The organism is Ochrobactrum sp. WV_118_8 (assembly GCF_039631535.1).
Taxonomy (GTDB): Bacteria; Pseudomonadota; Alphaproteobacteria; order Rhizobiales; family Rhizobiaceae; genus Brucella; species Brucella anthropi.
The window spans coordinates 1,280,567-1,305,089 of record NZ_JBDIUZ010000002.1 but is presented as its reverse complement, the minus strand read 5'-3'; the positions used below and the strand labels follow the sequence as shown (position 1 = coordinate 1,305,089).

Below are 24,523 nucleotides of genomic sequence, written 5' to 3'. Positions count from 1 at the left end.
GGTGACGAAACGTCATCCTAATTGTTCCCCTCGACCGAATTAAATTCCCTGTTCGCTGTCAAAAGTCCAATAGTTTCGTCAGCACTCTTACTGATGCTGATCCGACAGTGTGTCCAGGGGGAAAACCGGACGCCGCAGGCAAGCGTAGACCCGTCTCGACAGGTCCGGTGAGCTCAGACCACCAGCATCGGTAACAATGATCTGTGTTGCAATCGGGCCGAACGCCCCTTTGAAATGCTGCATTGATTTGACCGCCAGAACGGATTTTTCCTTCGGCTCGACGCCGACGATACGGAAAATGTTCTGATCAAGCATCTGCATGCGTTCCGACACGATCATAATATCGATCCCCTCCACACGCAGGCACACGGCTTTTCCGGTCGTTCCAGGCAAACCTGTAAACATCGGCCCTTCAAAGACGAAGGTACCGTCGCTGACCGACATGACACGGCCTGTCACAGTCAAAGGACCGCCACCAACAGATGGATCGGATTTGCCGCCAATCGTCACCGTAACAGTCTCGCCTATCGCCTTGGCTGCAATCTCTGCCACCGCTTCAGGGTCGAGAAGCGCGCCTGCGGCGGCATTGGTCACACCCGCCTGAAGCATCGCCGCAATGAGCGCAGTACAATCGCTATAGGCCCCCGAGCCGGGATTGTCGGAGAAATCAGCGACGACAATCGTGCCTTCAGCACCCCGGGCCTCCTTCAATTGCCGGATACATTCATCGAGAGGCATCGGCTGCGACCACTGATCCTTATAGGCCCAGATTTCGTCGCACATCTTGTCCGCGACATCGCTAGCGGTTTGTCGGCTAACGCATTTACGATCGAAGGTCACGATCACACTCGGCCCAGCCGCCCAGACATCAGCATCGGTAAATCCGGCATTGACCGCCACATTCAGGATTCCCGGTTGTTGCATCTCACGGCCTGCACTTTCGAGCAGGCGGCACATCGGACCGTTATCTGTCGTGCGACCATCATCACAACCGAGAAGCATTGGTGGGCGCCCAATGGCCAGCGCGGGTTCAATTTCCCCTTTCATCGCTTGATCCAGCAACGAACAGGCCTCAACTCCGACCTCACTCATATCGATATGAGGATAAGTCCGGAATGAAACGGCGATCTGCGCCAGATCAGCCAGTTCATCAAAAATATTCGCGTGAAGGTCTAGGGTGATGGCGACCGGAACATCGTATCCGACCACGGATCGGATCTCCCGCAGGAACTGGCTGTCGCCATCCTGATCGGTCTCCGTCACCATGGCACCATGCAGGGCAACAAATATACCGTCAAAAGGTCCGGCTTCCTTCAGCCGTCGCAAGCACTCGCCGGTGATTTCCTGACGCGCAGTTTCAAGCACCGGTCCGTTCGGCTCCGCATGGGCTGCGGTGATATAAACAGGCGTCCAGCCCTTTTCATCCGCGACCTTTATCGCGCCACCGACCTCAGAGCCGGTACCTCGGAAATTGGCTGGAATCTCATCGCCCTTGAAATAATGCGACGCCCGAAAATCGCTGATGCTCGTGCGATTTTGCGTGAAGGTATTACTTTCATTGATGAGTTCGATGATCGCAATACGATAGGACACGGATCGACCTTTCTTTTGTCGGCGAAGACCACTCTGTGTTGGTCGAAACGAAATGGCTGAGGCCTGACTATGCCACACGCAGTGAGCACCTGATCTGATGTGGTGTCTCAAATCAGTCACTCTGTATGTGAGGGTGGAGCGAACTACTTCGCGAAGATTTCGCTCGCGAATTTCGGCTTTTCCCTGATGTCGAAATCAAAGTACTTGGCACTGATCTTGTCGTAGCTACCGTCCTGGATGATCTCCGCAAGCGCCTTGTTGACGCGCGTGCGCAGTTCTTCGTCATCCTTGCGGAAGGCCATTCCGGCACCCAGAGTTCCATCTAAAAGGAACTCGTTGCCGACAAATTCGCAGCAATCCGCACCCTTCTTAATCCAGTCGCTGAGCGCGAATTTGGATTCCAGCAAGAGGTCAATGCGGCCGTTCTCGATATCCAGGAAGGCTTCTTCCAGTGTCGGATAGAGCTTCACCTCATTATCCGGGAAAAAGCGCTGCAAAGCATCAACTGCGATGGAGCCCGTCTGGGTGCCTATGACCTTGCCCTTGGCACTTTCAGGCGTCACATCCTTCAGGCCAAGCTCCTTCAAAGCGACAAACCGCATGGTGTTGTAGTAATACGGATCGGAGAAGCTGACCTGCTGCATACGCGATTCAGTAATAGCCATCGAAGAAGCCATGATGTCGAACTTCTTTGACTGAAGCGCCGGAATAATTCCGCTCCACTCGTTGGCGCTCCATACGCAATCAGCTTTCAGTTTTTCACAGATCGCATTGCCGACATCGATATCAAAACCTTTGAGCTGCCCGCTCGGATCCAGATAATTGAAAGGGGCATAGGCACCTTCGGCTCCCATGCGGATTTCTTCGGCATGGGCTGGAAGGGCACCACATACGGCGATAAAGGCGGCAACAATTCCCATTTTAGCTTGCTTAAGCACGTTTCGTTCTCCTGTTATATGCCCTTACCGGCTTCGTCGCCTGCGCGCTGTCATCCATGATCAGGAACAGCAGAGCTCAAACACCCAGGGGCAGTTTTTATTGATTGACGATTATGCTTGTGCCGTGGGTCGATCAATGCAAAAGATCTATTCAATGGTATTAGAAAAATTCATAATGATATGACGTCAAGGGCGAAGCGGCGAAAACTCCCAAGCTTGAGAGCCTTAAGGGCTTTTGAGGCCGTTTCGCATTGCCAAAGCTTCACTGCCGCCGCAGAAGAGCTTGCAGTCAGTCAGGGCGCTGTGAGCCATCAAATCAAGCTTCTGGAACAGGCTTTGGGTTGTCAGTTGCTTATTCGCGGCTCGCGCGGTGTATCCGTTACCGCAGAAGGTGCGCTGCTGCTGGAGGTTTGTGCTCGGGCATTTGATGAAATCGGCGCAGTTACGACGCTGATCGGACAGGACAACAAGACCCAAATTCTCCGGGTTCGCGCCGGTCCTTTTTTCGCAATGGAAGTGATCGCAAGCAGGATAGCTGGCTTCTTGAAGCAAAATCCAGGCATCCAGCTTCACTTGAATAATCTCGATATAGATTCCATCGCTCAGGATAGAGAAGACGCACAGATAAAGTATTGTCTGCATCCGCCTGCAGGCATGTACAACATCGAACTTCTAAAAGAAAAACTGGTACCTGTCTGCAGCCCCTCACTTCTGGCCAATGTGACAAATCCAGAAGACCTTCTCGTGAATCCTGACATTCCTCGCTTGCATTATCGGGACGTAAACGACTGGAAAAGATGGATATCCCACCACGGATTTGATGATTTAACCGCCAATTCAAACCTCTTTTTTGACGATCAACACACATTGTTGGCGGCTGCTCGTTCCGGACAGGGCATTGGTTTTTCTCATCGGCCTCTGGTCGAAAACGACGTGCAGCGCGGAAGCCTCCGCATCGTGTCCGAGCGATATTTCGAGCCCAAGGAATCCTACAAGTTTATATGCAGCCACGAAAACATTGCCTCCAACCCGGCGTTGCAGCTCTTCCGCGACTGGCTTGTCAAAGAGGTTTCGACCATCAGTTAGGTTCAGACAGTTATCCCAGATGGAGGAGGTAGCGGATTCACGCTTGTCCAGCGGCAGTCGTTTACGATCTGCTGACGCAGATATGCATCCCGAACCGCTGCTCGTTCGCAATTGCAAGGCCGCCGCCACTATGCGTGGCGGCCGTTTGGTCATGCTCAGAGGTTTTCCTTGTAGAATGGAATCAGCTTCGCCAATGCCTTTCCGACCGGTTCCGGCTTGTCATAAAGATCGTAGTGCGACCAACCCTCGACGACGACCAGTTCCTTCTTCTTCGAGGCCGCCCGTTCGATTATTTCGCAGCCATCACGGTACGCACCGAAAGCGCCTACCTGATCACCGACCACTATGCAGAGAGGTTGTGTCAACAAAACTTCAGCGAGGTGGAATGCGTCCCAGCCAACTGCCGCCGCCTGATGCGACAGGAGCGAGCGGTTCAGACCGTTCGGCTTCTGGCCACGCGGCGTGCGGTAATATTCGGTCGCTTCCAGCGGGTCACGGTCGGTAACACCGGCAGCACGGGCTTCCTCGACAGAATTGGCCAACAAATTGTCGACGTGGAGAGATCCGCCGCGAGCCTCAGCGGTCCGTTGCTTAGCCATTGCCTCCAGAGCACCGATTGGGTTGAGGCCGGTGAAGTTGCCCCGCATCAGGCGACCATAGTTCGCGCCGGTAACAGTGCCCACTGCCTTGATGCGACGCTCGGTCATAGCAGCGTTGATCGAGTAACCACCACCACCGCAGATGCCGAGGACACCGATGCGATCCTCGTCGACATAGGGAAGCGTCACCAGATAATCGGCCACATGGCGAAAGTCCTCCACGCGCAATGTTGGGTCTTCGATGAAACGCGGCTCACCGCCGCTGGCACCCTGGAAGCTCGCATCGAAAGCGATGACAACGAAGCCCTCCTTGGCAAGAGCAACACCATAGACGTTGCCTGAGGTTTGATCCTTGCAGCTTCCGATAGGGTGTGCGCTGATGATAGCCGGATATTTTTTCGACTTGTCAAAGTTTGGCGGGAAATGGATATCGGCGGCAATATCCCAATACATATCGTGATTACGGATTTTCACGGTTTCCATGATGGGTTCTCCTTGATTTCGGTATTAAGAGGCATTTCATCGGCTGATGGGCTGGCGCTTTCACATGAAGGCCGGCTTGTCGCCATCGGTGTTGGGCTTATTCACGCCGATGTTACGATCGCCGAGTGCGCCCGGCGCTTGAAGCAATTCAACGACGAGGGCTGCCACACTCTTCCGGGCGACTTCGGTACCCTTGAACGGCTCGTTTCGCTCGGTAATTTCGTAGTCGACCTCGTCGACATCAGTCAGCCAGGCAGGCCGCAGGATGGCATAGTCCAGCCCCGAAGCTTCAATGGCATCGGCAGCCTTGCGGTAAGGCGGCAGGTATTCACCGATTTCCCGCTTGTTCCAATCGCCAAATTTGCCCGGCACTCCATCATAGATGCCGAGAGTGGTGCAGAAGATCAGCTTGCGGACACCGGTGCCCTGCATAGCATTGATGATGGCATCAGCCTGTGCGTCGACATCACCGGCAAGGTTGGCATAGACCACATTCTGGCCGAGCATCGCTTCCTTCAGTTTGGCAGCGTTGTGAACGTCGCCTTCAATGATGCGGGCATTAACGGCTACGTCGCGGCTCAACTTCCCCGCGTCGCGTTGGAACAGGGTCAGTTCGGCATCGTTGCGACTGACAAGCATGTCGACGACATGCCGGGCAATCTGCCCGCTCGCACCAAGGATCAGGATTTTGACCACATCATTCTCCCTGCAGTTTATTGCATGGAATTAAATATAAGCCAGTAGACGGCAAGGAAAAATGGGGGCACTCTTCAATGAGTTTGAAGCAGTAGTTCATAATGAGCGCACATGGACCGCAATCTCCTTCCTGCCCTCGCCGCTTTCGCGGAAGTCGCCCGCGAAGGAAGCTACACGCGCGCCGCCGGCCGGATTGGCATTTCTCCGTCGGGTCTGTCGCAAGCAATCAGAACCCTGGAACAACAGCTTGGCGTGCGTCTGCTCAACCGGTCGACACGTTCGGTGTCACTGACGGATGACGGCAGGAAGCTGCTGTCTCAGGTCGAGCCAGGGCTGGCAATGATCTCGCATGCGGTGGTCGCGGTTGGCGAAGCGCGCGATAAGCCGAGTGGTGAGATCCGGCTGAATGCGCCGCGCGTCGTCGCGCATCATTTCATCGAACCACATCTGGGTGAGTTCGCGCGCAGATATCCTGAAGTGCGTGTTGAACTGTTCGTTGACGATGGATTGGGAGACATTGTGCGGGAAGGCTGCGATGCGGGCATTCGTCTGCGCGAAAGCGTGACAGACACGATGGTTGCCGTACCGATCACGCTTCCTGTTTCGCTGGCTATCGTCGGCTCGCCAGCTTATTTCGCAGCCAATCCACCCCCGAAACGGTTCGAGGATCTGGCAGACCATAATTGCCTCGGCTTTCGCCAAACCAGCAGCGGGACCGTTTTCCGCTGGGAACTGACGGATCCCCGCTCGGGCGAAGAGCAGCTGTTTCAGCCTTTCGGAACATTTGCCACCAATAGCGACGACGTCATGTTGAGCGCCGCACTCCAAGGTGTCGGTTTGGTAATGCACCTGGACTTTGCTGTCCGTCAGCATCTGGCCTCAGGCGCATTGGTGCGGGTGATGGAGGAGTGGTGCCTGCCTTTCGAGGGCTTCAATCTCTATGTGTCATCGCGCGAGCAAATGCCGGCCAAACTACGCGCCTTCGTCGATTTCCTCGTCGAGAAACGGCGGCAGCTGGAACCATAACCAGCTTGGTGTCAGTCGGCTTTTCAGCAAGAAGCGCGTCGCCTCGCCCCCAAACCCTCCGTTCCTCCCTATCCGATCTCGGCTTTCGGGTGAATGTCAAAGCCATCGAGCTCGAAATGAAGGCGCAAAACAGACGCCGACTTAATCAATAGTATTCCATCCCATGCGTCGCCAGCCCAACTGTTTCAGGCCAACATTGTCGAGCTGTTGATCACAATAAGCGCCCCGGCAGATTTGATCTGAAAAACAGAACCCGACGATGCGTAACCAAGTGGTTTAGCGCGATGCCAGGTTCTGCCAACATTTCCTTCAGATTGTGAAGGGCCGATCAGCTGATAAAGAGCCGGAGGACCAGAGTCTTCGTCATGGGCAGAACTTTATCAGCCATTCGCTGATCTTCTTATGTGTTTGCCGAAACAAAAGCCGACATGCTGGTGATCAGCAGCATACCGACAGTTGCGCCTGCATCCTGAAGACCGATGGTCTTTTCCTGAAAAGCTGCGGCCTTGCCGTGCTGGGCAACCATCGTTTTAGTCGCTTCAAGCGCATCTTCGGCGGCCTTGGCCGCAGCTGCAAGCGCATCTGCCAATGAAGCACCCGCTGCGGCTTGGGCTTCAAGCGTCACGGCGATCGGATCAAGCACATCGAGAAGTGTCTTGTCGCCAACCTTTGCCTTGCCGCGTTCGGCAATGCCATCGCGATAGGCACGCCAGAAGGCGGCAATCTCTGCAGTGCCTAGTTCGTCGATACCATCGCAGGCCTTGCTTGCACGCAGGAAGCCCGTTGCGGTCAGCGTACCCATGGTCGATGGCGCAACGCGCGCCATGGTGGCGCCAGCTGTGCGCAGAAGCTTCGCGATGCCTGCAGCTTCACCTTCCGCATGGACAGCTTCTGAAGCTGCTGTAAAGGCTTTGCTCATGGTGATGCCGAGATCGCTGTCGCCAACCTTACCGTCCAGCGCGATGAGGAATTCGCGCTGTTCTGCAAAAAGCTGCTTCCAGCTGTCGAAGAGATTGATCAGATCAGATGCTGTAATGACGTTCATGACCGCACCTCAACCCGCAAAATGCTTAAAGAATGGGGTGTTGGCGGAAGCGGCAACCAGCGGTTCCAGTTCGCCATCGAGATGCAGCACGGAAACTGACGCGCCAACCATTTCCATAGAAGTGGCAAACTCGCCGATCCAGACATGCTTGACCTCGACGCCACGCTCGTCAAAGAGCTGCGAAACGCGACGGAACATGATGTAAAGTTCTTCCAGTGGTGTGCCGCCAAGACCATTGACCAGCACGGCAACTTCATCGCCCTTGGCATAGGTCTGTTCGGCAAAAATACGTTCCATCAGCTCATCGATAACGGCGTCGGCACTGGCAAGCTTCTTGCGGCTGATGCCCGGTTCGCCATGGATGCCCATGCCGATTTCCATTTCATCTTCGCCGATGGAGAAGGTTGCGTGACCAATTTCCGGCACAACGCAGCTCGAAAGCGCAACGCCCATGGTGCGGGTGCGCAGACGTGCCTTATCGGCAAGACGCGTCACTTCATCAAGCGACAGACCGTTGGCTGCTGCTGCACCGGCTGCTTTGTAGACAAAGAAGATACCGGCGACACCGCGACGCTTGTGTTCTTCACCGACAACCGAGGAAGCCACATCATCATTGCCGACAACCTGCTTGACGGTAATGCCATCAAGATCGGCAAGTTCTGCAGCCATATCGAAATTGATAATGTCGCCGCTGTAATTGCCATAGATGTAGAGAACGCCAGCGCCCTGATCGATAGCCTTGGTGACCTGATACATCTGTTCCGAGCTTGGTGACTGGAAGACGCCACCGACAGCTGCGCCATCGATCATGCCTTCACCGATATAGCCCAAGAACAGCGGCAGGTGGCCGGAGCCGCCGCCTGTTGCAATGCCGACCTTGCCGGATTTGGTATTGGCTGTGACCATGCAACGCTTGTCGTTGTCGACAAAGGTAAGCTCGGGATGCGCCCGATAGATGCCTTCGAGCATCTCATCCACGAAATTGACGGGATCGTTCAGGAATTTCTTCATGATTTCCTCTTGAGAGTATCGGGTTATTTCTTGCGTTGGCGGGTGACGAAGAAGGCGGCAGCCAGCAGGATGAAGCAGCCAACGACGAGACGCTGCCATGTGCTGGGGATGCCGACGAGCACCAGAACACTGTTGATGACGGTGATGAGCAGCACACCGAGAAGGGTGCCGAAGACTGTGCCGGTGCCGCCGGTGATGCGTGCACCACCCAGAACCACAGCGGCGATAACGGCGATTTCGGTTCCGACGAAGTCGAACGGGCTCGACTGGCGATTGGCGCAAACATGGATGATGCCTGCAAGTCCGGCCAGACCACCTGCATAGCCGAACAGGAAGATATGGATGGTGCGCAGATTATAGCCGAGGCGGCTTGCGATCTGGCTGTTACCACCCATCGCAAAAATCGCGCGGCCCATCAAAGTGCGGTTCAATATCCACCAGGTCAGGATTGCGGCCGCAGGCAGCACCAGAAAGTAGAATGGCATGGTGATGGTGGCACCGGTCGCCGATTCAAACTGGAACAGCGGCAGGCGACCGAAGGCGCCCATTGTCGGGGGCAGGGACATGATCCAGACCGTGCCGACAAAGGCCAGCAGGAAGCCACGGAAGAGATATTGCGTGCCGATGGTGACGATCAGTGACGGTACGTTGAGGTAATGCACCAGAAGACCATTGAGGACGCCGAGGAAAATACCGCCCGCAATCGCCATCAGAATGATGAAGATGATCGGCAGTTCCGGCATATAGGCCTGCACCAGAAGCGTCAGCGAATAGACTGTCGTGGCGGCAATCGCCGTAAAGGAAACATCAATGCCACCAGCGGCGAGAATGATGAAGACGCCAAGCGCAAACAGGCCCATCACCACACTGGCACGGCCAATATCGATCAGTGTCGAGGCTTGCAGGAATGCAGGGTTGATGATCGAGACAATCGTGCAGATTGCCACGAGCAGAAAGAAAGTGATCGATTCCGGGCGCCTGCGAATGAAGTCACCCAGTTTGAAGGAGTGAGCCCGACCCACATCCTGTTGATACTGCGACGCACTCATTAGGCAACTTCCTTCTGCGACGACATCATGGCTTGATAGAGCTGATCTTCGGTGGCCTGTGCAGCATCCAGTTCGGCAACGATGCTGCCTGAGTTCATGACGAGAATGCGGTCTGCATTCTGCAGAAGCTCCGGTAGATCATCGCTGACGATGATGAGGCCCATGCCAGCTTCGGCCAGCGCCTGAATTGCGCGGTAAATTGTGTCTTTCGATCCCACATCGACGCCGACGGTCGGGCCGTGCAGCACCAGAAGCTTGGGGCCAATGCTCAGCCAGCGACCGATCAAAACGCGCTGCTGATTGCCGCCCGAAAGCGCGCCAACCGGCAGGTCCAGATTGGTGGTGTTCAGCCGCATCTCTTTCATCAGCGAGGCGGCGATATTGCGGCCCTGTTTCTGATCGACGATGCCAAGGCTGTTGCAGAGCTTTCTGAAGATCAGAGCGATCTCGTTTTGAAAGATCGATTTATCGAGGAAAAGGCCTTCTGCAAGGCGGTCTTCCGGCACATAGCCAATGCCACGCTCGATGGCTTCCGCCGGGCTTTTAACTTCGGTCTTTTGACCTTCGAGGCGGATTGAACCTCTATCAGCAGGTACAACGCCGGTGATTGCCATGGCCAGCTCGTTGCGTCCGGAATCTGCAAGGCCGGTAATGCCGAGGATTTCACCCTTACGAAGGGTAAAGCCAATGTCCTTGAAGCCCGATGCGGTAAGGCCGTCGAGTTTGAGCAGTTCGGTGTCGCCAGGCTGTGCCGTGCGATAACGCTCAGCGTCGATTTCCCTGCCGATCATCAGCTCGGAGAGCTGCTGCTTGGTATAGTTTTCGATCGGGCCTTGTGCCACGCACTGGCCATCGCGGAAGACGACTGCATTGCCGCCGATGCGATAGCATTCATCAAGCTTGTGGGTGACGAACAGCACGGCGACGCGTTCTGCGCGCAGGCGTTCAACGACTTCAATCAGATTATCCACTTCGCGACGGGTCAGCGATGTGGTCGGCTCATCCATGATGACGAGCTTGGCGCGGGTTGCGATTGCGCGTGAGATGGCAACCAGCTGGCGCATGGCAAGCGGCAGCTCGGAAACGATTGTGTTCAGGAAGGCTTTGTCGGTTGGCAGACCAACCGTGCTCAATGCCCGTTCCGCAGTCTCGCGAAGCTGCGAAAGCTTGACGCTGCGGAACAGTCGGCCATTGCCTTCAACAAGCTGCTCATTCAGCGCTACGTTTTCAGCGACGGTCAGATTGGGGATAAGTGACAGATCCTGATAGACGGTCTCGATACCGGCTGCCAGCGACTGGATCGGGTTCAGCGAAGTATAGGTTTTGCCATCGAGAATGATTTCGCCTTCGCTGGGTGCATGTGCGCCGGACATGATCTTGATGACCGTGCTCTTGCCGCAGCCATTTTCACCCAACAGGTGATAGGCCTGGCCAAGATCGATTGTCAGATCAATGCCGCGCAGCGCGTGAACGCCGCCAAACCGCTTATGGATGTTGCGCAGTTCGAGAAAACGATCCGGCGACCGGTCGCTGCTCGTCCCATTCTTCGTCGTAGTTGACACGTTAAATTCCTTTGTCGCCGCACCGTTCGCCAAAGCGATTGGGCTGGCTGTAGGACCGTTGGCTTTCGTTCGCCACGCGCTAATGTCTTGATTTTAGATAGTTCGTTTGGTTCAGGCGCCCGGATGCAGTGAAGCATCCGGGCTTTTGACACCACCGCGTGCGGCTGAACGATGTCCGCACACGATGGTCAGTCAGCCTGTAGCAGCGCTCTTAGAACAGGTGTTCCTTGTAGGTCGCCTTGTCAGCAATAACCATGCCGTTGCCGATCACGAGAAGGCCTTCACCGGCACCCTTTTTGACGCTGACCTTGTTATAGCCTTCAACGCCGAGGTCGGTGCCTTCCTTGACTTCCTTCTTTTCGAGCAGAAGCTTGGCAACCGCATTCATAGCCATGCCAGCCTTCTGCGGATCCCAGAAGCCGATTGCTGTGATCGCACCGGATTCCAGCAGATCAGCTGAAGGGTTTGGCAGACCGGTGCCGACCAGGCATACCTTGCCGCTCAGGCCAGCTTCATCGATAGCGCGGCCAACGCCGAGAACGTCGTTACCGGCAGAAGTCTGGAAGCCCTTCAGGTCAGGATGCTTGCGCAGGATTTCCTTGGCCTTTTCATAGGTGCCGTTGGCATCGTCGAAGGATTCGTTGTTCGGATCGACGAGCTGCATGTCAGGATACTTCTTGGCGTTTTCTTCGCCCGAACCAACCCACTGCATATGCGTACGGCTGCCGAGCGAACCAACAAAGGTGGTCCACTTGCCGCTCTTGCCCATGCATTCTGCGAGACGTTCATTGAGGGCCGTGCCGTAATCGGCATTATCGAAAGCTTCGACGTCGGCCATGGTGTTGACCTGGTTGTCGGCTTCATGCGTCACAACAATGATGCCACGTTCCATGGCGCGCTTGAAGGTGCCTTCGAGAACGGCCGGGTCCATCGGGACGACTGCAAGTGCGTTAACGCCCTTGGCAACGAGATCCTGCACGATCTGAAGCTGCTGTGCTGCGTCTGCCGTTGCCGGTCCGCTCTGCGTTGCAACCACGTCCGGGTTGGCCTTCTGATAGGCTTCAACGCCTGTGTTCATGCGGTCGAACCAAGGAATACCGCTAATCTTGACGACCGTTGCGATAACCGGCTTTTCCTGTGCGACGAGCGTGCCCGCGCTGCCCGCGACGATCGCTGCACCAATGATGGTTCCGGTGAGCAGTTTTTTCGTTGTTGCTTTCATCATTTCCTCCACACTTACCATCCCCCAAAGTCTATGTTCGGGTGCCTGAGGGTTGAGCACCGATGTTTCCCTTTTGGCGATTGCCGAGGGTAAAGAATCCCGCGATGTCGTATTTTCCGACTGCAAGGAAGGCGAGCAGCAGCAGGCCCCAGGCGAAGTCGCGGACGAAGTTGGAAAGGCCGCCGAAGTTGAGCAGGCTAGACATGAGCTGCAAAGCAATAGCGCTCAGCACCACGCAGATAACACGGCCATAGCCACCTTCAGGCTTCACGCCCGCCATGACGGCGATGAGAATGGCGACCAGCAGATACGAGCTGCCATAGTCGAACTTCACGTTGACGTTGCGCGCTGCAATAATGATGCCTGCAATCGCTGCGAGAAATCCACTCGTGGCATAGGTCGCAATCAACACGCCATTACGCGGGAAACCAGCAAAGACAGCGGCTTTCGGATTGGTGCCCATCAGCATCAGCCAGTAGCCATAAGGTGTGAAGCGCACGACCGCTGCGATCAGCAAGGCTACCGCTATGAAGATCAGGAAGCTGATCGGAACAGCCAAAAACATGTCATTGCCGATGCGCGACAGAAGATCGGGGCTGCCGACCATGACAGCGCGACCACCAGACACAACAACCGCAAGACCCGTAAAAGCCATCTGCGTGCCAAGCGTGCAGAGGATCGGGGTGATGTTGAAGCGCGCAATCAGGATTCCGTTGACGATGCCGCCCGCAAGACCGATCACCAGTGCCAGTCCGATAAAGGCGAGGCTGAAGCCAAGCTGGTTTTCGGCGCTTGAGATAAACATCGAAACGATAACAGCGGAGAGCACACCGGAAAGGTTGGCTAGCGCAATGCCCGAGAGATCGATCCCGCCATTGCCAGCGCACATGGCCAACATGACGCCGATTGCCAGAAGCCCGATTTCAGGCACCTGACCTGCCATGGACTGCAGATTGAACAGGGATAGGAAAGATCCTCCCGAAATATACGCGCCAAGCGCGAGCAATCCGAGATTGATGACAACAAGCATAGCAAGCTGATTGCTTGTCTTCTGCATGGTCTCCTCCTACCGCGTTTAGTAAACAAAACTGTTATTCACTAAATAAATGACGAGATGGCATACAGCTGTCAAGCGCAATATCGGCAAATTTCCGTTGCCTGTGGATCGATTTTACCCTAATCGGTTTAATTATCGCTCATATTGTTTACTAAACATATGATTCATATCAGGATGCAAAATCGAACGTTTGCCGTTGAAAAGATGGGGCCTGTTAATTCTTGATCTGAGACCAAAACCGGCAACATATTGAATCTGGTGCCAATTGCGGATTTGAAGTTCCCGAGAGCAGATGCCATACAAATGGCAGATATTCTCGTTCCCGGAGCCTATGTCCTTAACCGAATTCCTATAATCGTGCGGAGCATATGAAAAAGAAAAAGTCTTTTACGATCAGAGACATCGCAGAGACTGCCGGCGTTTCTCCGGCTACGGTTTCGCTTGTGCTCAACGGTAAGGGCGAAATTTCGGGCGAAACGCGTGCACGTGTCCTCGAAGCCGTTTCCAGACTGAACTATGTTCCACGCGCGTCAAAAACTGCGCCAAGCACCGGGGAGACGATCCGCTTTCTCAAGATTGCCAAGCATGGCGAGACGGTCAACCGCGATCACAGTGTTTTTGTCTCGGATTATATTGACGGCATGTCCTCGGAAGCGACGCGCCGAAACTATACGCTGGAAGTGGTAAGTTTCGACGGGCAGCCGATAAGTGCAGTAGCGGAATCGCTTGCCGGTGCGCCAGTGCGCGGTGTGATCGCGCTTGGGACCGAGCTTTCGGCGGCAGACATCCACATGATACAGGGGCTCGGCCTGCCCACAGTCTTCATCGATACCTTTTATGAGGTCATTGAAGCCAATTTCGTCGACATGAACAATGAGGACGCCGTCTTCAAGGTTCTGTCGCGCTTCAAGCAGCTTGGTTTTTCGCGGATCGGTTTTGTCGCCAGTCATACGGAAACGACAAACTTCCGTCTTCGTCGCGATGCGTTTTTCAAGAATATGCAGCGTCTGGACCTGAAGGTTCAGGAGCGCGATATCCTTTCGGTTGAATCGACCTATGAAGGCGCCCATCGCGATACTTGTGCGATGCTGCATTCAGGACTCGATCTGGCCGAGTGCTATTTCTGCACGAACGATATCATCGCCTATGGCTTCATCCGCGCACTGAAGGGCAAGGGTCTTCGTATTCCTGACGATGTTTCGGTGATTGGCTTCGATAATCTGCCGCAAAGTGCAACCATGGAGCCGGGTCTCACAACGGTTGACGTATCCAAACGGAAAATCGGAAATCTCGCAGTTACCGTTCTCGACGACCTGATCAATACAGCGGAACCGCAACCGCCGGTAAAGATACTGGTTGGGGCAAACCTGATCCTGCGGGCGAGTGAGACTGCACTTACCCCGAAAGCCGCTAGAAGCCGTGAATTTGGCTAGCGTAAGGAAATGTGCCCGATAGAGCTGGAAAATCATATTATGAAACCGGTGAGTAGCTGGTAAGCAATCCGGGTCCGACAGACCAACTTCAGAAAGACAAAAAATTGTCCAGAAACCCTCCTCGCAATCAGGCCGGTTTTGCAACACGTGCGATCCATGTCGGTCAGGAACCTGACCCTTTGACCGGAGCCGTGATCCCTCCGATCTATCATGCGACGACCTACGTGCAGGATGGCATAGGAGCGAGCAAGGGGTACGACTATACCCGCAGCGGCAATCCGACCAGAAACGGTCTTGAACGCTGTCTTGCCGATCTCGAGGGCGCGGCAGCAGCTTTCGTTTTCCCGAGCGGGCTTGCCGCGGCCGCAACATTGCTGGAGGCGCTTCCGGCCGGTTCGTCGATATTGGCCCATAACGATCTCTACGGTGGTGTCTACCGACTGCTAGCCGATGTCAGACCAGTCACCGCCGCGCACAATGTGAATTTCGTGGATTTTTCCGACGAAGTTGCACTGCGCCAGGCTGTCCTCGACCATAAGCCAGCTCTGCTTTGGTTTGAGACCCCGTCCAATCCAACGCTTCGCATTGTCGATCTGTCGCTGGTTGCTGAACTTGGCAAACAGGCCGGTGCAATTACGGTTTGTGACAGCACCTTCTCATCGCCGGCAGGCCAGCGTCCAATCGATCATGGAATTCATGTGGTTGTACATTCGGCAACGAAGATGCTGAACGGGCATTCGGATCTTTTGGGGGGCGTGGTCGCGGTTTCTGCAAACGCACCCGCCAAGCTTGCCGAACGGGTTGGTTATCTGCAGAACGCCCTCGGCTCGGTCATGTCACCGACAGATTGCGCTCTTCTGCACCGTTCGCTGAAAACCCTGGAAATCCGCAGCATAAGGCAATCGGAAACGGCACTGAAGCTGGCGACCAGTCTCGAAAAAAGAGCTGAAGAACTGGGACTGACCAAGGTTGTATATCCTGGCCTTGCCAGCCATCCGCAGCATAAACTGGCCGCTGAACAAATGATCAATTTCGGCTGCGTCATTTCTATCGAGGTTTCCGGGGACCTGACACGCGTCGAACGTATTCTGACTTCGACCCGTTATTTCCACTTTGCAGTCAGCCTCGGAAGCGTGGAAAGTCTCATTCAGCATCCATATTCCCTGACCCACGCGGTTGTGCCTGAAGACCAGAAAAACCACCTGGGAATTGGCGCTCAGCTCATTCGCATCTCGATCGGCCTGGAAGATCCGGAAGATCTGGAAACCGATCTGGTGCAGGCACTCTCAAGCAACCGGTGATCGGCCCCATCTTGAACTTTTGCAACTGAGCCACTGCGCCGGGTGGCTCACACGCTTTTCGATCGCAAGGAAAATTCCCACCTTCTTTGAGATACAACAAATCCGGTTTGTGACTGTCACTCTAGAATGGCTCGAATGATGATGCGGCTGTCATCATCATGCTTCGAAGCCTGACAGCCACGGAACAATCAGATGTCGGCAGAACCTGTCTCACTATCCCCCGTAATTGATGTTCGCACCATACCGCCCATTTCGCGGCATGCGACGATCTTCTCGATGATCGATTCGCTTGAATCCGGCGAAGCGCTGGAAATCATCAATGATCACGATCCGGTGCCACTGCACCACCAGCTTGAAACCCGCAATCCGGGTGCATTCTCGTGGGTCTACAAGGAAACCGGTCCATTATGGCGGGTCGAAATCGGTCGCCGAAAAGGCCATCATGGTGCTGACCATGAGTGCACCTGCGGCAATCACTGAAGTCTTGTAGGCACAACGTCCAGGACGAACTGAGATGATCGGCGCGACGCTTTCCCGTTGGACCCTATCCTACTTTACCGCTTCGCTGGCTTTCCTTGTCTTTGGACTTGCCTTGATGGCAGGCGGTTTCGGCTTTCCGGGTCATGGAATTCGCGCTGCGGAAACACTGATAGTTGTGCACGCCATCGCTATTGGATGGCTTGCACTGCTCATGAGCGGCGCACTCCTGCAATTTGTGCCGGTTCTCGTGAACAAATCCCTGTGGGGAAGCCGGGCAAGCCTCCCGGCTTTGCTTCTGCTCGTGACAGGCTTGTCCGGCCTGCTCATTGGTTTTGCGGGCATGGCTGGGCTGACGGAGAGCCCGGCATGGTTGCTTCCGGTCTCTGGCATCCTGTTGACCTGCGGATTTTCCACCATTTTCGCCATACTGGGCATGACGCTCTGGCTCGCTCGCCCAATCGCCTTGCCCGCGCGGTTTGTTGCGGCAGGCATCTGCTGCCTTATGACAACAGCTCTGCTTGGCAGTGTTTTCACCTTCGCGCTCTCCGGCTTTACGGAGCAAGCCGTTCTGCTCGATATTGCGGGAGCGGCATTGCCGGTTCACGCAGCGCTTGGTCTCGGTGGCTGGATGACTTTCACAGCTATGGGTGTAAGCTACAGACTACTGACAATGTTCATGTTGTCCCCTGATTCTGCGCGGCAAACAACCAGAATTATCTGGTGGGAAGGCGCTGCTGCCCTGACCATCCTCGCTGTCGGAATTGTCGTTGTCGCCTTGGAAAGGGGATCGGTCGAAATCGCCGTCACGGCGGCTCTCATTCCCGGAATCGCCTGCATTGCGCTCTATATCGTCGATATTCAGACGATCTACCGGCAGCGCAAGCGCAAGACGATAGAATTGAACAGTGCCGCCAGTATTCCAGCCTTCATCGCGCTAGGGCTCTCGCTTCTTCTGGCAATTGCCCTGTTCTGGACAGGCACTACCGATGCGATGATTGCAGCCCTCGTCTATCTGTTCGCCTTCGGTTGGCTGACCGGCCTCAGCCTTGCCCAGCTATACAAGATCGTGCCGTTCCTGACCTGGCTCGAATGTTATGGTCCTGTCATGGGCAGGGCACCGACGCCGCGTGTGCAGGATATGGTCAGCGAGCGCCGCACACGTCAGTGGTTCTCTCTTTATTATACTGGCGTTGCCGTCGCGACGCTGGCTTTGATTGCCGAATATCCAACCGTGTTTCGTTTGGCCATTACGTTGAATCTCATGGCGATCCTTGCATTGATCGTGCACTTCTTCCGCGCCCGGCGGCTTCTCGATGTACCGCACGGCCTACGCCTGCCAAAAGGGGCAACCCTGCCACATCTCATCTATGCCGGTGAACCAATTCTCAGGAGATCGAAATGACACTCTCAGTTCAGGACATCACGCATCATGTGCTGGACGTGCGCCCTCTGATCAAGGGCGGCGTGGAACCGTTCAATGCCATCATGGAAGCAGTTGACGGTCTTTTGCCGGGACAAAGCCTCCTGCTGATCGCCCCGTTCAAACCGGCACCGCTTTTCAGTGTCATGGAGCGAAAAGGCTTTTCCGCAAAAGCGGAGCCGCTGGAGGATGGCGACTGGCAAGTCCTGTTCAGTCCGGCGATGGACGCCGCGCCTGAACTGCGGTTCTCGGACAATGTCGGTTCACCGGATGTCTGGCCTGAACCATCACGCTATCTCGATTGTTCGGACATGCAGCCGCCGGAACCAATGGTGCGCATTCTTGCGGAAGTGGAAGAGATGCCTGCAGGCGCGGTTCTGTTCGCCCTGCTGCACCGCGAACCTTTATTCCTCTTTCCCGAACTCGAAAACCGTGGTCACGAATGGGTCGGCAATTTCGATGAGACCGGCACCGCCTATCGTATAATGATCCGTGTTGGAGATGCGAGGTAGTCGTCATGCAACACACGGTACATGACCAGCTGGAGAGGCAGATCATCGAACATCTGCGTCTGGTGCTCGATCCCGAACTTGGGTTCAACCTCGTTGACCTTGGCATGATCTACAGTATCGACATTGGTGATGGCGGAACTGTCGATATCAGTATGACGACGACAACGCCCGGTTGCCCGGCTGCGGGTTATCTGACTGATGCCGTTCGTGCGAGCGCCGAATCTGTCGAAGGGGTTCATGCAGTCAATGTCGAACTGACCTACGAGCCGGAGTGGATTCCGGAGATGGCGATGCCTGAAGTACAAGCGCGATTTGGAGATTAATCTCCCGACGCATATCCGCATCATCGAAACCAGCGAACAGAGCCAATCTGTTCGCTGGTTTCACTTTTGGCCAAACCCCTTCGGCTGAGCCTTTGTTCCAGCGCAAATAAAGCGGGACAGACATCAATAAGCTAGCTTAAGTTATTGATATTAAACGTCTAATATTACCCAATTTTTTGTGTCACCTTGATCGCAGTCAAGGAACATCGAAGTGCCTCTTCCTATAGTCGGCATGACAGAGCAGGAAATGCTCGGTCCTATCGTAAAGGAGAGTATCGATGGCCGAACAGATGCAAATCAGTCGCCGCACCATATTGGCAGGAGCCGCCCTGGCTGGGGCGCTTGCGCCGGTTCTGGCAACCACATCCGCCTGGGGACAAGGCGCGGTGCGGAAGGCAACTGCGGCAGAAATAGCAGCACTTCCACGCCAGAAGGTGGAGCTTGTGGACCCTCCCTTCGTGCATGCCCATAGTCAGGTTGCAGAAGGCGGACCCAAGGTGGTCGAATTCACCATGGTGATCGAGGAAAAGAAGATCGTCATCGATGATGCGGGAACCGAAGTTCACGCCATGGCATTCAACGGCACCGTACCAGGACCGCTGATGGTCGTGCATCAGGACGATTATCTCGAACTGACACTCATCAACCCTGAAACCAACACGCTGATGCACAATATCGATTTCCATGCGGCAACCGGTGCATTGGGCGGCGGCGGGCTGACCGAAATCAATCCGGGAGAAAAGACCATCCTGCGCTTCAAGGCGACCAAGCCCGGCGTCTTCGTCTACCACTGCGCACCTCCCGGAATGGTTCCCTGGCATGTCGTATCGGGCATGAATGGTGCGATCATGGTGCTGCCGCGCGAGGGTCTGCATGACGGCAAAGGCAAAGCACTGACCTACGACAAGATTTATTATGTCGGCGAACAGGATTTCTATGTACCGCGCGACGAGAACGGCAAATACAAGAAATACGAGGCGCCCGGCGACGCTTATGAAGACACCGTCAAGGTCATGCGCACTCTCACTCCGACCCATGTGGTGTTCAACGGCGCTGTGGGCGCACTGACTGGCGACAAGGCCATGACGGCGGCGGTTGGCGAGAAAGTCCTGATCGTCCACTCGCAGGCCAACCGCGATACGAGACCACATCTGATCGGGGGGCATGGGGATTATGTCTGGGCGACCGGCAAGTTCAATACGCCGCCCGACGTCGATCAGGAAACCTGGTTCATTCCGGGTGGTGCCGCCGGAGCAGCCTTCTACACGTTCCAGCAGCCCGGCATCTACGCCTATGTGAACCACAATCTGATCGAGGCTTTTGAACTCGGCGCTGCCGCCCACTTCAAGGTCACGGGTGAATGGAACGACGATCTGATGACGTCGGTTCTCGCACCATCTGGCACGTAAAGCGAATGTATGAAGGCGCTTCGCCTCCCAGAGCGCCTTTGGCAAACCTGGAGCGGCTCCAGTCAAAACGGAATCGGAACCGCTCTCTCCCTCTGCACGCATTATCCACGCGAAACCGCTTCGCACATTCGCTGGAAATGCTCTGACCATGCTTTAGGATGAAAGGCTCGGGGCTGCATCCATCTGCCTCCCGGACGGATGCGGTCCCCTGATATCCGATGAACGAAGGCAAAGGAAAAAAGTGCCTGCGCGAGCTTGCCGTGGCCGTTCCGGCGGTTCTGCTGGCGGTCATCGCGGGATTGATCGTCGTTGATGTCGTTGGACGTCCAGACCGCGCAATGCCGCGCGCGTCGGCCGTTGGTCCGGAAATGATCGTTATCGCTCCTCGTACCATGACGTATCGGGCCGATGGCGACTTTCAGAAGAACAATTACCCCGTTGACGCCCCATTGACGACCCGCAAGCTGCAGCGGGCATTCGAGATCATGAAGTATCAGGTCAGCACATCTGACTATGAGCGCTGCGTCGCCGACGGCGACTGCCAGTCCGCCGAGGCCCTGCCGCACAATCACGATGCATCCGATGCAGAAGGTCCGATCGTTGGCGTCAGCTATGATGATGCGCAAAATTATGCCGACTGGCTTTCACGCAAAACCGGCGAAATCTGGCATCTGCCGACAGACGAGCAATGGGCATTCGCTGCTGGCTCGCGCTTTCCCGACGATGCCCTTGGCATTGAGGACGATGCTGCGGCCAATCCGGCAATCCGCTGGCTGAGAGACTATGAAAAGCAAAGCGCTCGCAAGCTGGACAGGAGCCCGACCAGACGCCCCACCGGCGCTTTCGGTATCAACGAGCTGGGCGTAGCCGATATCGCAGGCAATGTGTGGGAATGGACGCAGACCTGCCACCGCCGCGTCAATATCGATGCCTACGGCAAGCAGGTCGCGGAAGTGCCATCGTGCGGCGTTTATGTCGTCAATGGCAAGCACCGCGCTGCGATGAGTTCGTTCATTCGCAACCCGAAAACCGGAGGATGCAGCGTCGGCGTTCCACCCGACAATCTCGGTTTCCGGCTGGTCCGAGACAACCGCTGGTATGCTGTGGTATGGAAGCGCATCCAGAACATCGGCGCATGAGGGATTAATTGTGAATGCCCGATCCCCGGCTCCGAAAACAATTCCAAGCCCGCCTTGCTGTGCTAAGGTAGATGCAGGGTCTTGGAGTGTGAGAAACGCAATGTCCTTGATAGATCGCGGACTAGTCAGGAAACTGTCCTTGTTCGCCAAAATGAGTGATGGCGAACTCGATAAGCTTGTTTCGTATGCAACTACAAAGCGCGTTCCTCCGGGAGAGGCGATTTTCGAGCAAGGCGACGATGCCGTTCTTTTCTACCTCCTCCTGCACGGGCGGTTGAAGGTCAATCAGATCACCCCGGACGGACAGCAGATCATCGTCCGCATGGTGCATCCGGGGGACCTTTTCGGCTTTGCCCGAGCCTTGCAGAGAAGCGATTATCCGGGCACAGCGATTGCCGTGGCGGAAAGCATCGTACTGGCCTGGCCAACCGAGCTTTGGGATTATTTTGTCGAGCAGAATCCCGGTCTGGCAATGAATGCGATCCAGACAATCGGCAAAAGGCTGGAAGAAGCCCACACGCGTATCCGTGAGATGTCGACGGAAGAAGTGGAACGGCGTGTCGCGCACACCGTTCTGCGCCTCGCCCGTCAGGCTGGCCGGAAAGAAGATGACGGCATCCGGATCGATTTTCCGATCACCAAACAGGATATTGCCGAGATGACCGGAACGACACTGCATACAGTGTCACGCATTCTCACCGGCTGGGAAGCGCAAGGATTTGTTCGGGGCGGCCGCCAGAAACTGACCGTACTCAATATGTCAGGTGTGAGACGGCTTGCCGACGGCGAACGGTAGAACAGCCGGAAACACGGTATGCCGAACGAAAGACGCCCGGCATATCGCCTTCGCCTCATCCAAAAACTTCCCGCTCCTCGGATTTCGCTGCCAGCAGCGCCTCTATCATCAGTTTTTCCGACAGGATGTGGCGGCGCACGCTCTCCATAAAGCCACGCACCATGTATGAAATGGTGTCGGAAGCGAGACGGCAACGACCGTCTGCAACTGCCATCAATGTCTGTGACAATTCTTCGGCGGCCAGCCGGTCACAACGATGTTCCGCCTTCAGGCGTTCAATGATGGCGTTGGCGAAATGGGAATGAGCCTGCCGGCTGAAATCTGGAAACAGAACTTCTTCTTCAAGCGCATGGGTTTCACCAACAAGACGCGGAATGAGCGTCGAGATTCGCCGGTATTCCTGCATAGAGGTGCCGGTCTCGAGATCCTCAGCGATTTCCTCCAACCGCAGACACAGTTCCAGCAGATCATGATGGTGGGCCTCGAGGCGGCTGATATCGGTCGCGTGCAAGACTGACGGCGCGTCCATAATTCTTCCCTCTACCTACTGACCAAGGAAAAGAACGGCTGCAATCACGATGGAAGCCGCAACGGCGGAGAGCGTGCCCGCGCCCTGTAAAGCTCCCATACGATAAAGAACCAGTGAAAAGCCGATGATCGCCGGTGTTGCGACCATGAGCCCGATCTGTGCATCCGTCATTGAAATTTCCTTTTCTATGGCGAGGATACAATGTCGCCGTCAGTGCATTTCTTCTTTGCCAAAACGCAAAGAAGGCCTGAACTGCGGGCGCTAGGCATGTTCCATGTCTGGAACCGAAGATTTGGCCATAACTGCAATCAACGCGGAGGATCGCGCGGAAGATGATCTTCTGCTCTGGATCCTCGTGTGGAGCGAACTCGTTGCCTTCGCAATCCTGCTGATTGCGTTCATGGTGATGTCGGCCATCAATGTGGAAGGCGTTGCGCAGTTGCGCGCGCATCTCAGCCCCGGCCTCGCTGCAGCCAACACCGTTGTGCTGCTGATGAGCGGCTGGCAGGCGGCAATTGCCGTGCGCAGACGTCACAATGCTAGTCAGGCTCGCCGTCCGCTTTTATATGCCGCCCTTTTCGGCCTCGTTTTTGTAGCAATCAAGCTCGTCGAATATTCGCATGAAATCCAGTTTGCTGGTGATGAAGCAACTGGTTCGTTCTTCGAGCTTTATTTTCTCCTGACCGGTTTTCACCTCATGCATGTGCTGTTCGGATCGATCATTCTGGCGCTGGTCGCATGGCGACCATCTGCTTCCAATGTTCTGCTGATCACGACGCTCTGGCACGCGATTGATCTCGTCTGGCTGGTGATGTTTCCTGTCCTTTATCTTGCCTGAGGCCCGCAGTGTCCGATCGTGACCATTCATCCCTGACCCGTACATTCGTCGTTCTGATCATTCTCGCTATGAGCGGTGCATTTATCGCAGGCACCAGCGCCGGGATGCTCGCAGCTATCGTCATTGTACTGATCCTCGCTTTTGCCAAAGGCTGGTTCGTCATCCTCGACTTCATGGAAATGCGCGGAACCGACGGCATATTGAAGCCTGCCTTGCTGGCTTGGCCCGCCGTTCTGCTCACACTGGCACTGGTGCGTTCTGTCGCAGTGCGCTTCCTCCTCTGAGCAGCACGCTATCTCTTTGTTTTTACGTATTATCCGACGCAAAGCCGCTTCGCACTTTCGGCTCGGAAATGCTCCGGTCTTTGCCAAATCGCAAAGAAGGCTTTCCTCCGACCGATAGAACAGTCCTGTCCCGTGATGCTGGCGAGGGGATTGACCAGCCGCACTATCGACGGGGGATTTGATGCCGAGGCTCCGCCTTCGGCCAATGAAAGGACGAAGGGGATGGCAGAACGCCTAACCAAGACCGGCGCACGAAACGTCTTCTACGGCGGGTCTATTTTCTTTTTCGCGATCTTCGTGGGGCTGACGGCGCACAGCCATTACTACATGAAAACCACCTCCACGGATGAATCGACGCTGACCGATGCGGTCGCGCGCGGCAAGCACATCTGGGAGAAAAACTCCTGCATCAATTGCCACACACTGCTTGGCGAAGGCGCATATTTTGCACCCGAGCTTGGCAATGTCTGGAAGCGCTGGGGTGGCGAAGAAGATCCGGAAGGCGCACGCGAGACGATGAAAGCCTGGATGCAGGCGCAGCCCACGGGGATAGAAGGGCGTCGCCAGATGCCCCAGTTCAACCTGAGCGAACAGGAACTCAACGATCTGGCTGATTTCCTCGAATGGACGAGTCGCATCAAGACGCAGAACTGGCCGCCCAACGAGGCAGGCTGAGCGCGGGATGAACGGAG

At 55.5% G+C, this 24,523-nt stretch carries 26 protein-coding genes; 14 read left to right on the top strand and 12 right to left on the bottom strand.

Going from position 1 to position 24,523, the window contains the following annotated elements; all coding sequences use genetic code 11:
• Positions 1-87: 87 nt before the first annotated feature.
• Both ABDF71_RS20100 and ABDF71_RS20095 read right to left on the bottom strand, forming a co-directional pair.
• Positions 88-1,593, bottom strand: coding sequence for a M81 family metallopeptidase (locus ABDF71_RS20100; protein WP_258124681.1), 1,506 nt, complete (start codon positions 1,591-1,593; stop codon positions 88-90).
• 143 nt (positions 1,594-1,736) lie between these two features.
• Positions 1,737-2,531: an ABC transporter substrate-binding protein gene (locus ABDF71_RS20095; protein ID WP_235691822.1), complete on the bottom strand. Its 795-nt coding sequence runs from the start codon at positions 2,529-2,531 to the stop codon at positions 1,737-1,739.
• A gap of 180 nt (positions 2,532-2,711) precedes the next feature.
• On the opposite strand from ABDF71_RS20095, the gene ABDF71_RS20090 reads away from it, so the two are divergent.
• Complete coding sequence (locus ABDF71_RS20090; RefSeq protein WP_010660630.1) at positions 2,712-3,617, top strand: LysR family transcriptional regulator; 906 nt, start codon at positions 2,712-2,714, stop codon at positions 3,615-3,617.
• 155 nt (positions 3,618-3,772) lie between these two features.
• Here the strand turns inward: ABDF71_RS20090 and ABDF71_RS20085 are convergent, their stop codons facing one another.
• On the bottom strand, positions 3,773-4,699 hold the full coding sequence (locus ABDF71_RS20085) for an alpha/beta hydrolase (RefSeq protein ID WP_029928774.1): 927 nt from the start codon (positions 4,697-4,699) through the stop codon (positions 3,773-3,775).
• A 60-nt stretch (positions 4,700-4,759) separates the two neighbouring features.
• On the bottom strand, positions 4,760-5,395 hold the full coding sequence (locus ABDF71_RS20080) for an SDR family oxidoreductase (protein WP_258124679.1): 636 nt from the start codon (positions 5,393-5,395) through the stop codon (positions 4,760-4,762).
• 111 nt (positions 5,396-5,506) lie between these two features.
• Between ABDF71_RS20080 and ABDF71_RS20075 the strand changes: the two genes are divergently transcribed.
• Positions 5,507-6,421: a LysR family transcriptional regulator gene (locus tag ABDF71_RS20075; protein WP_036588216.1), complete on the top strand. Its 915-nt coding sequence runs from the start codon at positions 5,507-5,509 to the stop codon at positions 6,419-6,421.
• Positions 6,422-6,821: 400 nt separating this feature from the next.
• Here the strand turns inward: ABDF71_RS20075 and ABDF71_RS20070 are convergent, their stop codons facing one another.
• From ABDF71_RS20070 to ABDF71_RS20045, 6 genes are all read right to left on the bottom strand, one after another.
• Positions 6,822-7,466 carry a dihydroxyacetone kinase family protein gene (locus tag ABDF71_RS20070; RefSeq protein ID WP_258124678.1) on the bottom strand — a complete coding sequence of 215 codons (645 nt, stop codon included), beginning with the start codon at positions 7,464-7,466 and terminating at the stop codon, positions 6,822-6,824.
• Positions 7,467-7,475: 9 nt separating this feature from the next.
• Entirely contained in the window at positions 7,476-8,477 is a 1,002-nt protein-coding gene (locus ABDF71_RS20065) for a dihydroxyacetone kinase subunit DhaK (RefSeq protein WP_500061708.1), read from the bottom strand.
• Between the two features lie 23 nt (positions 8,478-8,500).
• The gene (locus ABDF71_RS20060; RefSeq protein WP_258124676.1) at positions 8,501-9,526 is read right to left on the bottom strand and encodes an ABC transporter permease; all 1,026 of its coding nucleotides are present in this window, start codon (positions 9,524-9,526) and stop codon (positions 8,501-8,503) included.
• Positions 9,526-11,088, bottom strand: a complete 1,563-nt coding sequence (locus tag ABDF71_RS20055; RefSeq protein ID WP_010660623.1) for a sugar ABC transporter ATP-binding protein — start codon at positions 11,086-11,088, stop codon at positions 9,526-9,528. The genes ABDF71_RS20060 and ABDF71_RS20055 overlap by 1 nt, the downstream gene beginning before the upstream one ends.
• A 211-nt stretch (positions 11,089-11,299) precedes the next feature.
• Positions 11,300-12,310: a substrate-binding domain-containing protein gene (locus ABDF71_RS20050; RefSeq protein WP_012093653.1), complete on the bottom strand. Its 1,011-nt coding sequence runs from the start codon at positions 12,308-12,310 to the stop codon at positions 11,300-11,302.
• A 31-nt stretch (positions 12,311-12,341) separates the two neighbouring features.
• Complete coding sequence (locus ABDF71_RS20045; RefSeq protein WP_010660621.1) at positions 12,342-13,367, bottom strand: ABC transporter permease; 1,026 nt, start codon at positions 13,365-13,367, stop codon at positions 12,342-12,344.
• Positions 13,368-13,735: 368 nt separating this feature from the next.
• Here ABDF71_RS20045 and ABDF71_RS20040 point away from each other — a divergent pair, with 368 nt between their 5' ends.
• The 9 genes from ABDF71_RS20040 (at position 13,736) to ABDF71_RS20000 (ending at position 22,180) form a co-directional block, all read left to right on the top strand.
• The gene (locus tag ABDF71_RS20040; RefSeq protein WP_012093655.1) at positions 13,736-14,800 is read left to right on the top strand and encodes a LacI family DNA-binding transcriptional regulator; all 1,065 of its coding nucleotides are present in this window, start codon (positions 13,736-13,738) and stop codon (positions 14,798-14,800) included.
• Between the two features lie 104 nt (positions 14,801-14,904).
• Entirely contained in the window at positions 14,905-16,101 is a 1,197-nt protein-coding gene (locus tag ABDF71_RS20035; RefSeq protein WP_258124675.1) for a trans-sulfuration enzyme family protein, read from the top strand.
• Positions 16,102-16,293: 192 nt separating this feature from the next.
• The gene (locus tag ABDF71_RS20030) at positions 16,294-16,581 is read left to right on the top strand and encodes a DUF2249 domain-containing protein (protein ID WP_258124674.1); all 288 of its coding nucleotides are present in this window, start codon (positions 16,294-16,296) and stop codon (positions 16,579-16,581) included.
• 34 nt (positions 16,582-16,615) lie between these two features.
• Positions 16,616-17,983, top strand: a complete 1,368-nt coding sequence (locus tag ABDF71_RS20025; RefSeq protein ID WP_258124673.1) for a hypothetical protein — start codon at positions 16,616-16,618, stop codon at positions 17,981-17,983.
• Positions 17,980-18,513, top strand: coding sequence for a DUF2249 domain-containing protein (locus ABDF71_RS20020; protein ID WP_010660616.1), 534 nt, complete (start codon positions 17,980-17,982; stop codon positions 18,511-18,513). Before ABDF71_RS20025 ends, ABDF71_RS20020 begins: the two co-directional genes overlap by 4 nt.
• Positions 18,514-18,518: 5 nt before the next feature.
• A complete protein-coding gene (locus ABDF71_RS20015; RefSeq protein ID WP_010660615.1) occupies positions 18,519-18,836 on the top strand; it encodes a metal-sulfur cluster assembly factor in 318 nt (105 codons plus the stop codon).
• Between the two features lie 278 nt (positions 18,837-19,114).
• Positions 19,115-20,245, top strand: a complete 1,131-nt coding sequence (gene nirK / locus ABDF71_RS20010) for a copper-containing nitrite reductase (protein ID WP_010660614.1) — start codon at positions 19,115-19,117, stop codon at positions 20,243-20,245.
• 218 nt (positions 20,246-20,463) lie between these two features.
• Positions 20,464-21,384, top strand: a complete 921-nt coding sequence (locus ABDF71_RS20005; RefSeq protein WP_258124672.1) for an SUMF1/EgtB/PvdO family nonheme iron enzyme — start codon at positions 20,464-20,466, stop codon at positions 21,382-21,384.
• Positions 21,385-21,484: 100 nt separating this feature from the next.
• Positions 21,485-22,180, top strand: coding sequence for a Crp/Fnr family transcriptional regulator (locus ABDF71_RS20000; RefSeq protein ID WP_010660612.1), 696 nt, complete (start codon positions 21,485-21,487; stop codon positions 22,178-22,180).
• A gap of 55 nt (positions 22,181-22,235) precedes the next feature.
• Here ABDF71_RS20000 and ABDF71_RS19995 read toward each other — a convergent pair whose 3' ends face one another.
• Both ABDF71_RS19995 and ABDF71_RS19990 read right to left on the bottom strand, forming a co-directional pair.
• Entirely contained in the window at positions 22,236-22,709 is a 474-nt protein-coding gene (locus tag ABDF71_RS19995) for a hemerythrin domain-containing protein (protein WP_258124671.1), read from the bottom strand.
• Positions 22,710-22,724: 15 nt separating this feature from the next.
• Positions 22,725-22,880, bottom strand: a complete 156-nt coding sequence (locus ABDF71_RS19990) for a hypothetical protein (RefSeq protein WP_010660610.1) — start codon at positions 22,878-22,880, stop codon at positions 22,725-22,727.
• Between the two features lie 103 nt (positions 22,881-22,983).
• Between ABDF71_RS19990 and ABDF71_RS19985 the strand changes: the two genes are divergently transcribed.
• The 3 genes from ABDF71_RS19985 to ABDF71_RS19975 all read left to right on the top strand — a co-directional run bounded on the left by ABDF71_RS19985 (position 22,984) and on the right by ABDF71_RS19975 (position 24,506).
• Entirely contained in the window at positions 22,984-23,547 is a 564-nt protein-coding gene (locus ABDF71_RS19985; protein WP_010660609.1) for a cytochrome c oxidase subunit 3 family protein, read from the top strand.
• 8 nt (positions 23,548-23,555) lie between these two features.
• Positions 23,556-23,831 (top strand): cytochrome C oxidase subunit IV family protein, encoded by a 276-nt coding sequence (locus ABDF71_RS19980; RefSeq protein ID WP_029928748.1) that lies wholly within the window; start codon positions 23,556-23,558, stop codon positions 23,829-23,831.
• 222 nt (positions 23,832-24,053) lie between these two features.
• A complete protein-coding gene (locus ABDF71_RS19975) occupies positions 24,054-24,506 on the top strand; it encodes a c-type cytochrome (protein WP_010660607.1) in 453 nt (150 codons plus the stop codon).
• Positions 24,507-24,523: the final 17 nt, after the last annotated feature.

What these genes read in the sequence shown, in the direction of transcription:
- ABDF71_RS20090 (WP_010660630.1), top strand. Translation starts at nt 2,712, where the DNA reads ATGACGTCAAGGGCGAAGCGGCGAAAACTCCCAAGCTTGAGAGCCTTA.
- ABDF71_RS20085 (WP_029928774.1), bottom strand. Translation starts at nt 4,699, where the DNA reads ATGGAAACCGTGAAAATCCGTAATCACGATATGTATTGGGATATTGCC.
- ABDF71_RS20075 (WP_036588216.1), top strand. Translation starts at nt 5,507, where the DNA reads ATGGACCGCAATCTCCTTCCTGCCCTCGCCGCTTTCGCGGAAGTCGCC.
- ABDF71_RS20070 (WP_258124678.1), bottom strand. Translation starts at nt 7,466, where the DNA reads ATGAACGTCATTACAGCATCTGATCTGATCAATCTCTTCGACAGCTGG.
- ABDF71_RS20065 (WP_500061708.1), bottom strand. Translation starts at nt 8,477, where the DNA reads ATGAAGAAATTCCTGAACGATCCCGTCAATTTCGTGGATGAGATGCTC.
- ABDF71_RS20060 (WP_258124676.1), bottom strand. Translation starts at nt 9,526, where the DNA reads ATGAGTGCGTCGCAGTATCAACAGGATGTGGGTCGGGCTCACTCCTTC.
- ABDF71_RS20050 (WP_012093653.1), bottom strand. Translation starts at nt 12,310, where the DNA reads ATGAAAGCAACAACGAAAAAACTGCTCACCGGAACCATCATTGGTGCA.
- ABDF71_RS20045 (WP_010660621.1), bottom strand. Translation starts at nt 13,367, where the DNA reads ATGCAGAAGACAAGCAATCAGCTTGCTATGCTTGTTGTCATCAATCTC.
- ABDF71_RS20040 (WP_012093655.1), top strand. Translation starts at nt 13,736, where the DNA reads ATGAAAAAGAAAAAGTCTTTTACGATCAGAGACATCGCAGAGACTGCC.
- ABDF71_RS20030 (WP_258124674.1), top strand. Translation starts at nt 16,294, where the DNA reads ATGTCGGCAGAACCTGTCTCACTATCCCCCGTAATTGATGTTCGCACC.
- ABDF71_RS20025 (WP_258124673.1), top strand. Translation starts at nt 16,616, where the DNA reads ATGATCGGCGCGACGCTTTCCCGTTGGACCCTATCCTACTTTACCGCT.
- ABDF71_RS20020 (WP_010660616.1), top strand. Translation starts at nt 17,980, where the DNA reads ATGACACTCTCAGTTCAGGACATCACGCATCATGTGCTGGACGTGCGC.
- ABDF71_RS20015 (WP_010660615.1), top strand. Translation starts at nt 18,519, where the DNA reads ATGCAACACACGGTACATGACCAGCTGGAGAGGCAGATCATCGAACAT.
- nirK (WP_010660614.1), top strand. Translation starts at nt 19,115, where the DNA reads ATGGCCGAACAGATGCAAATCAGTCGCCGCACCATATTGGCAGGAGCC.
- ABDF71_RS20005 (WP_258124672.1), top strand. Translation starts at nt 20,464, where the DNA reads ATGAACGAAGGCAAAGGAAAAAAGTGCCTGCGCGAGCTTGCCGTGGCC.
- ABDF71_RS20000 (WP_010660612.1), top strand. Translation starts at nt 21,485, where the DNA reads ATGTCCTTGATAGATCGCGGACTAGTCAGGAAACTGTCCTTGTTCGCC.
- ABDF71_RS19995 (WP_258124671.1), bottom strand. Translation starts at nt 22,709, where the DNA reads ATGGACGCGCCGTCAGTCTTGCACGCGACCGATATCAGCCGCCTCGAG.
- ABDF71_RS19990 (WP_010660610.1), bottom strand. Translation starts at nt 22,880, where the DNA reads ATGACGGATGCACAGATCGGGCTCATGGTCGCAACACCGGCGATCATC.
- ABDF71_RS19985 (WP_010660609.1), top strand. Translation starts at nt 22,984, where the DNA reads ATGTCTGGAACCGAAGATTTGGCCATAACTGCAATCAACGCGGAGGAT.
- ABDF71_RS19975 (WP_010660607.1), top strand. Translation starts at nt 24,054, where the DNA reads ATGGCAGAACGCCTAACCAAGACCGGCGCACGAAACGTCTTCTACGGC.